Genomic DNA, 7,430 nt, shown 5'->3' with positions numbered 1-7,430 from the left:
TGGTGTCTCTGGTCTTGGGCCGCGCCGGTTTCAGTGAGCGCACAGCTCGTGTTTAGAATGCGAACCATTCTCAAACGAGCTTCAGCGCTGCGGCACGCCAGTCCGGGGCGCGTCCGTCTTTTCATGCGCGCACCGGCCGATCCTGTACACACCCTCTATGTCGAACACCACGGCTGGCTGCAAGGCTGGCTGCGCCACAGGCTGGGCAATGTGTTCGAGGCTTCCGATATCGCGCACGACACTTTCGTCAACGTGATCACCTCGGGCATGGCCGGCCGCATCGAGCAGCCGCGCCCCTTCCTGGCCACCGTGGCCCGCCATCTTGTGATCCGCCAGCACCGGCGCCGGCTGCTGGAGCGCGCCTATCTCGACACCCTGGCCCTGCTGCCGGCCGAGCTGGCTCCCTCGCCCGAGGAGCGGCTGATCGCGCTCGAATCACTGCAGGCCGTGGACCAGGCGCTGGACGCGCTGGCGCCCAAGGTGCGCGAGGCCTTCCTGCTGGCCCACCTCGAAGGCCTGAGCTATGCGGACATCGCCACGCGCCTGGGCGTGTCCATGACCAGCGTCAAGCGCTACCTGGCCCAGGGCTATGAGCGCTGCTTCGTGCTGGCTCTGTCCTGATGGCGCCGGTGCCTCCTTCCGATCCTCGGCGCCTGTCCAGCGCCACGCCGCTACCCGGCAGCAGTATCCAGGCGCCCCAGGCGCTGGGCCGGCCCTTGCCGGCCGGCGTGGCGCGGGCGGCGGCAGGCTGGTTTGCGCTGCTGCAATCGGGCCAGGCCTCGGCCGCCGACCGGGCGCGCTGGCAGCGCTGGCTCGATGAAGACGCCGACCATGGCCGCGCCTGGGCTCATCTGCAGGCCGTCACGGGCGCGCTGACGGGGCTCAATGCCGGTGGCGCGGGCTATCGCGGCCTGTCCGCTGCTCCCCGGGCTGCGCGGCGGCGCCTGCTGGGCCTGTTCGCGGGCCTGGGCACGGCGGCGGGCGCGGGCTGGCTGGCCAGCCGCACGCCTCAGTGGCAGCAGATGGCGGCCGACTACTCCACCGGCACGCAGCGCCGCCGCTGGAGCCTGCCCGACGGCACGGACATGCTGCTGGGCCCCGGCAGCGCTGTGGCCTTGCAGTTCGACGGCAGCGAGCGCCGGCTGCGCCTGCTGGCCGGCGAGGCGCTGTTCACCACCGGTCATCCCGCAGGTGCGCTGGGCGATCTGCCCTTTGTGGTGGAGACCGCCCACGGCCGCGTGCGCGCCCTGGGCACGCGCTTCATGGTGCGCAGCAACCAGGCAGGTGCGCGCGTGGCGGTGTTCGAGGGCGCCGTGGAGCTGCGCCCGGCCGGCACAGGCGCATCCGCACGGCGCCTGCAGGCGGGCGAGGCCATGGACTTCACGCGCACGGGCTGGGGCACGGTGCAGCCGGCCGGCCCCGCGGACGACGCCTGGAGCCGGGGCCAATTGTGGGTGGACAACCAGCGCCTGGACGACTTCCTGGCCGAGCTCAACCGCTACCGCCCCGGCTGGCTGCACGCCGATCCGGCCGTGGCCGGGCTGCGGTTCTCAGGCGTGTTCCCGCTGGACGAAGGCGGCATCGACGGCACGGACGCCGTGCTGGCCATGCTGCCCGGTGCGCTGCCCGTGCAACTGCGCTGGCGCACGCGCTGGTGGGTGGTGGTGGAGCCTGCGCAGGCGCGCGGCTGAGGCTTTTTTCTTCCTTTTTGCTTTTTTTGCGCCGGGGGTGACCCGATTTCCCGCGCCGCGCTTCCTTGTTTCCGAGAGCTTTGATTTTCGATATCGGAACACAGGGAGAACCCAGGACCATGCAACCCCTTTTCATGCCCCGCCCCGCGCTGGCGCTGGCCATCGCGCTCATGCCCGCCGCCGTGCTGGCCCAGGCCCAGCGCAGCTATGACGTCGCTGCCGGCCCGCTGGATGCCGCCTTGCGCAGCACGGCCGCCCAGGCCGGCGTGGCCCTGATCTTCACGGCCGAGCAGACGGCCGGACAGCGCAGCGCGGGCCTGCGCGGCAGCTATACGGTGGAGGGCGCCTTCGAGGCGCTGCTGGCCGGCACCGCCTGGCAGGCCGTGCGCCAGGCCAGCGGCGCCTATGCGCTGCGGCGGGTGGAGCAGGTGGTGCCCGCTGCCGCTGCAGGCGCCACGCTGGCCACGGTCAACGTGACGGCCGCTGCCGAGCGCAGCGCGGTCTCCGAAGGCACGGGCTCCTACGCCACGCGCCAGTCCAGCACGGCCACACGGCTGGGCCTGTCGCAGCGCGAGACGCCGCAGTCGGTCAGCGTGGTCACGCGCCAGCTCATGGACGACCAGGGCCTGACCAGCCTGCCCGAGGTGCTGGAGAAGACGCCCGGCATCACCGTGGGCCGCAACGACAGCGAGCGCACCACCTTCTACTCGCGCGGCTATGCCATCGAGAATTTCCAGTTCGACGGCGTGCCCAACACCATGGACTCGGCCAACCAGTACACCACCTCGCTGGCCGACAGCGCCATCTATGACCGCGTGGAGGTGGTCAAGGGCGCCACAGGCCTGCTCACGGGCGCGGGCTATCCGTCGGCCGTGGTCAATCTGGTGCGCAAGCGGCCCACCAAGACCTTCCAGGCCTCGGCCGAGGCGGCCATCGGCAGCCATGACCGGTTGCGCGGCGTGGGCGACATCTCCGCGCCGCTGACCGAAGACGGCCGCGTGCGCGCCCGCGTGGTGGCCGTGGCGCAGAACGCCAGGTCCCATGTGGACGACTACAGCCGCAACGTGCGCAGCCTGTACGGCATCATCGAGGCCGACCTGGGCCCGGGCACGGTGGCCAGCCTGGGCATTGACCACATGCAGACGCGTGCCGACGGGGCCAGCTTCGGCCACATCCCGCTGTTCTTCAAGGATGGCAGCCGCACGCATTTCCCCACCTCGCTGAACCCGGCCGCGCGCTGGTCGTACTGGGACAACGACAGCACCAACGTGTTTGCCGAACTCAAGCACAGCTTCGGCAATGGCTGGAAGATGGACCTGTCTGCCAGCCGGCTGCGCCAGTCGCGCGACGTGGAGGTCGGCGTGGCAGCCCATGGCATGGTGGACCCGGTCAGCGGCCTGGGCATCAACATGCTGTCCAACAAGATTCCCACCGATGCCACCACGCAGGCCGTGAATGCGGCGCTGTCCGGGCCGTTGCAGCTGTTCGGGCGCGAGCATGAGCTGTCGTTCGGCGCCAGCTGGTCGCGCCAGCGCCGCCATGCGCCCGGCTACAGCAATGCCTACGGCCCCGTGGGCAACTACTTCGAGTGGGACGGCCAGGTGCCCCGGCCCGATTTCCAGCTGCGCAACCACCGCATGACGCGCATCGTGGAAAAGGGTGTCTTCGGCGCCGCGCGCCTGCGGCCCACGGACGATCTGTCGGTGATCCTGGGTGCGCGCGTGAGCTGGTACGACATGCTGGACGACACCACGGGCCTGAACGGCAGCTACGTCGTGAACAACGCGCTGCGCGTGGCGCACAAGACCGTGCCCTATGCGGGCGTGGTGTATGACCTGAACCGCCAGCTGTCGCTGTACGCCAGCCAGACCGATATCTTCAATCCGCAGACCTACTACAAGGACGCTGCCGGCAGCCCGCTGCCGCCGCTCACGGGCCGCAGCCGCGAAGTGGGCGTCAAGGGCGAGTTCCTGGACGGCCGGCTCAACGCCTCGCTGGCGCTGTTCCACATCCAGCAGCGCAATGCCGCGCAGTACGTCAGCGCCAACCCGCAATCCGGGGAAGAGGTCTATGCGGCCATCGACGGCGTGACCAGCAAGGGCGTGGAGATGGAGGTGTCGGGCAGCATCACGCCGGCCTGGAACATCTACGGCGGCTACACCTACCGCACTTCGCGTGCGCCGGCCCAGCCCGACGTGATCCTCAGCGCGGTCAACACCAACCAGCCGCGCCACCTGTTCAAGCTCAGCACCAGCTACCGTCTCAACCCGCAGTGGACCGTGGGCGGGTCGCTGGCCTGGCAGAGCCTGACCTACTACCAGCAGTCCGCCGCTCCCTACGCGCGCGCCGACCAGCGTGCCTATGCGCTGGTGGGCCTGATGGCGCGCTACGACGTGGACCGCCAGTGGTCGGTGACGCTGAACGTCAACAACCTGTTCGACAAGACCTATATGCCGGGCCTGGGTTCCTATGGCACGGGCGTGTATGGCGATCCGCGCAATGTGCTGGTCACGGCCCGCTACAGGTTCTGATGCGGCTGCCTGGCGGCTGTGCCACTAGGCCTGCGACCACATCCGCAACAGGTTGTGGTACGTGCCGGACAGCGCGGATAGGGCAGGGTCGCCCGGGTGGCGCAGCGTCAACTGCTGGATCTGCTGGTCCAGGTCGAACAGGAGGCGGCGCTGCTCGTCCGAGGCCACGAGGCTGTGGGTCCAGAAAAAGCTGGCGTAGCGCGTGCCGCGCGTGACGGGGTTGACGCGGTGCAGGCTGGTGCCGGGGTAGACGATGGCGTCGCCTGCGGCCAGCTTCACGCTCTGGTGGCCGAAGGTGTCTTCCACGACCAGCTCGCCACCTTCGTATTCGTCGGGCTCGCTGAGGAATACGGTGGTGGAGACATCGCTGCGCACCTTGATGGCCGTGCCGGGGATGGTGAAGATGGCATTGTCTATGTGGTTGCCGTAGGTGCCGCCGCCCTCGTAGCGGTTGAAGCGCGGCGGCAGCACCTTCAGCGGCAGCGTGGCCGACATGAACAGCGCGCTGGCCCCCAGTCTGTCGAGGATGAGGTTGCCTATCGCCTGGCCGGCCTGGCTGTCCAGCGGCAGCTGCAGGTTGGCCTTGACCTGGGCCGCCAGGGGGCCGGCCGTGGCGCGGCCGTCCTGCCACGGGGCCTGCTCCAGCGCCTGGCGGCACTGGCGCACTTCGTCGGGGCTGAGCAGGGCGGGTATGCGGAGCATCATGGCAGGCGGTCCTCAAGGGCGGAATCAATGAGTGTCCCGCAAAAAAGCCCCGCAGGCGGCGATGGCCTGCGGGGCTTTGCGGTGATCTGCGCAGCGTCAAGCCGCTGCGCGTTCGCCCGGGGCGATCAGCAGATCAGTACGTCCACTTGAGCGAGGCCACGGCCGAGCGGCCTGCCGCCATGGTCGCGTAGTGGGGCGAACGCACGCCGCTGTAGTAGACCTTGTCGCCCAGGTTGTACAGGTTCAGCTGCACGGTCAGGTTGCGGTCGATCTGGTAGGCCACCATGGCGTCGTAGCGCGCATAGCCGCTGGCGCCCTTGGTGACGATGCCGCCATCCACGGTGGAGCGGATGTAGCTCTGGTTCACGCTGCTCTGGGCGTAGATGCCCAGGCCCACGGTCAGCTTGGCCATGGGCTTGTAGCTGGTCCACAGGCTGAAGCTGTGCTTGGGCGTGTTGGGGAAGGGCTGGCCGTTGGCCACGTTGCCTGCGCCTGCGTTCTTCTGCTCGCTGTCCATGTAGGTGTAGCCGCCGAAGACGCTCAGGCCCGGCAGCACGCTGCCCGTGAAGCCCAGCTCCACGCCGTTGACCACCTTGTTGCCGCCCATGTAGGTGACGCCGTTTTCGGTGATGCGCGCATTGGTCACGTCGTTGCGGAACAGCGCGGCGGTCAGCGCCAGGCGCTTTTCCATCAGGTCCCACTTGGTGCCCAGCTCGAGCGAGCGGGTCTTCTCGGGCGCCAGGTTGGCCAGCTGGTCGGTGGAGATGCCCAGGTCCTCGTTGCCGTTGCCCAGCATGGAGCCGCCGGGTCGCGAGGAGGTGCCGAGGCTGGCGTAGATGCTGCCGTTGGTGGCCGGCTTGTAGACCAGGCCCAGCTGGTAGTTGAAAAGCGTGTCCGAACGGCTCAGGTCATAGGCCGGCGTGTTGCGGCCGGCGGGGCCGGAGGCGCTGAGCTTGTAGTGGTCCAGGCGCAGGCCGGCGTTGAGCAGCCACCGGTCGTTGAACTTGAGCGTGTCGAAACCGTACAGCGCCACGGTGTCGATCTTGTTGTGGCTGGGGTCGCCCAGGGTCACGGGCAGGTTCCACAGCGGGCTGCTGTCCGGGTTGTTCAGCGAGGCGCACCACAGGCTGGCGGCCGTGCACGTGGTGTTGGTGGTCTGCAGCGCGGCGGTGCGGGACTCGGCCTTTTCCTTGGACAGCTCCAGGCCGAAGGCGTAGCTGTGGCCCACGCTGCCGGTCTGTGCCTTGCCCGTGAATTCCGACAGGTTCTGCAGCGTCTTGATGTCGGCCACGCGCGCATTGCCGCGGCGGAACACATAGCCGTTGATGGCATTGCCCTTGCTGTCGTCGGGCTGGGTCCACAGGTAGTCCTGTTCGGACTTGCTGTAGCGCAGGCTGTTGCGGAACTTGTTCGTGTCGGTGAACTTGTGCTCGACGGTGGTCGTGAACAGGTCGCTCTTTTCCTTCTCGTAGTCGCGGCTGGTCAGGCCGTACCAGTTGTCGCGGTTGCTGCCGTAGGTGGGGCGCACCACGCTGCCGCCGGGCAGGCCGGCGGCCGCCGTGCTGGTGTACAGGTAGGGCACGCCGCCATCGGGAATGTTGTCGGTCTGCAGGTGCTGCCAGGACAGCGAGACCTCGGTGGGCGTGCCCATGCCGAAGGTCACCGTGGGGGCGATGCCCCAGCGCTTGTTCTCGGGGCCGCTGCGGCCGGGAACGTCGGCGTCGTGCACCATGGCGTTCAGGCGCAGGCCCACGCCTTCGCCCAGCACGCGGTTGGCGTCGATGGTGGCGCGCCGGTAGCTGTCCGTGCCCAGGCCCACGTCGCCGCTGATGAAGTTCTCGTTCCTGGCCTTCTTGGTCACCAGGTTGATGGAGCCGCCAGCGCCGCCACGGCCTGCATAGGCCGAATCGGCACCCTTGATGACCTCCACCGATTCCAGGTTGAACACTTCGCGCGTACCGGCCGCGATGTCGCGCATGCCGTCCACGAAGGTGCTGGCCTGGGCATCCATGCCGCGGATGAAGGGCTGGTCACCCGAGGGGTTGCCGCCTTCGCCGTTGCCGAAGGTGATGCCGGGCGTGGACCGCAGGGCTTCCTGCAGGCTGGTCGCGCCGGTCTGCTTGATGATTTCCTCGTTGATGACCTGCACCGTCTTGGGCGTGTCCACCAGCGGGGCCGTGAACTTGGCCGAGGAGGCGTTGTCGGTCTTCACGGGCGCTTCGGTCGAAGACGTCACGTTCACGGTGCCCAGCGTGGTGCTGGCCTGCGCAAAGGCCGGGGTGCCAGCAAGGCACAGGGCAGCGGCAAGGGCCAGCTGGGTGAGGTTCGCGGGGGGGAGGATTTGTTGGATTTTGCTCATGTTCACTCCGATGAAAGCCCGCGGATTGTTATTGCGAATCACTAGTGTTCGGTTTCTGCTTCGTAAAGTTGGCCTGTTTGCCCTGGGTAAAAGTCCTTCGCGTTGCCGCCATGCAACAAACGAAAACCGTGTTTCACCAAAGGT

At 68.3% G+C, this 7,430-nt stretch carries 5 protein-coding genes; 3 read left to right on the top strand and 2 right to left on the bottom strand.

Annotation, left to right across the window (positions count from 1 at the left end; translation table 11 throughout):
* Positions 1–123: 123 nt before the first annotated feature.
* The 3 genes from DTS01S_RS01135 (at position 124) to DTS01S_RS01125 (ending at position 4,222) form a co-directional block, all read left to right on the top strand.
* A complete protein-coding gene (locus DTS01S_RS01135; protein WP_016451916.1) occupies positions 124–621 on the top strand; it encodes a sigma-70 family RNA polymerase sigma factor in 498 nt (165 codons plus the stop codon).
* Positions 621–1,691, top strand: a complete 1,071-nt coding sequence (locus DTS01S_RS01130; RefSeq protein WP_061287179.1) for a FecR domain-containing protein — start codon at positions 621–623, stop codon at positions 1,689–1,691. Before DTS01S_RS01135 ends, DTS01S_RS01130 begins: the two co-directional genes overlap by 1 nt.
* A gap of 119 nt (positions 1,692–1,810) precedes the next feature.
* Positions 1,811–4,222 carry a TonB-dependent siderophore receptor gene (locus DTS01S_RS01125; protein ID WP_061287177.1) on the top strand — a complete coding sequence of 804 codons (2,412 nt, stop codon included), beginning with the start codon at positions 1,811–1,813 and terminating at the stop codon, positions 4,220–4,222.
* Between the two features lie 24 nt (positions 4,223–4,246).
* On the opposite strand, the gene DTS01S_RS01120 is transcribed toward DTS01S_RS01125, so the two are convergent.
* Both DTS01S_RS01120 and DTS01S_RS01115 read right to left on the bottom strand, forming a co-directional pair.
* Positions 4,247–4,927, bottom strand: a complete 681-nt coding sequence (locus tag DTS01S_RS01120) for a Fe2+-dependent dioxygenase (protein WP_017407189.1) — start codon at positions 4,925–4,927, stop codon at positions 4,247–4,249.
* Positions 4,928–5,060: 133 nt separating this feature from the next.
* Positions 5,061–7,286 carry a TonB-dependent receptor gene (locus DTS01S_RS01115; protein WP_061287175.1) on the bottom strand — a complete coding sequence of 742 codons (2,226 nt, stop codon included), beginning with the start codon at positions 7,284–7,286 and terminating at the stop codon, positions 5,061–5,063.
* Between the last annotated feature and the right edge of the window lie 144 nt (positions 7,287–7,430).

It is taken from the genome of Delftia tsuruhatensis NBRC 16741 (assembly GCF_001571325.1).
Classification (GTDB): Bacteria; Pseudomonadota; Gammaproteobacteria; order Burkholderiales; family Burkholderiaceae_C; genus Comamonas; species Comamonas tsuruhatensis.
Note: the sequence above shows the minus strand (reverse complement) of the source record. Positions and strands in the feature narration are given on the sequence as shown.

Coding starts and splice junctions, on each gene's coding strand:
- DTS01S_RS01135 (WP_016451916.1), top strand. CDS start 124: ATGCGCGCACCGGCCGATCCTGTACACACCCTCTATGTCGAACACCAC.
- DTS01S_RS01130 (WP_061287179.1), top strand. CDS start 621: ATGGCGCCGGTGCCTCCTTCCGATCCTCGGCGCCTGTCCAGCGCCACG.
- DTS01S_RS01125 (WP_061287177.1), top strand. CDS start 1,811: ATGCAACCCCTTTTCATGCCCCGCCCCGCGCTGGCGCTGGCCATCGCG.
- DTS01S_RS01120 (WP_017407189.1), bottom strand. CDS start 4,927: ATGATGCTCCGCATACCCGCCCTGCTCAGCCCCGACGAAGTGCGCCAG.
- DTS01S_RS01115 (WP_061287175.1), bottom strand. CDS start 7,286: ATGAGCAAAATCCAACAAATCCTCCCCCCCGCGAACCTCACCCAGCTG.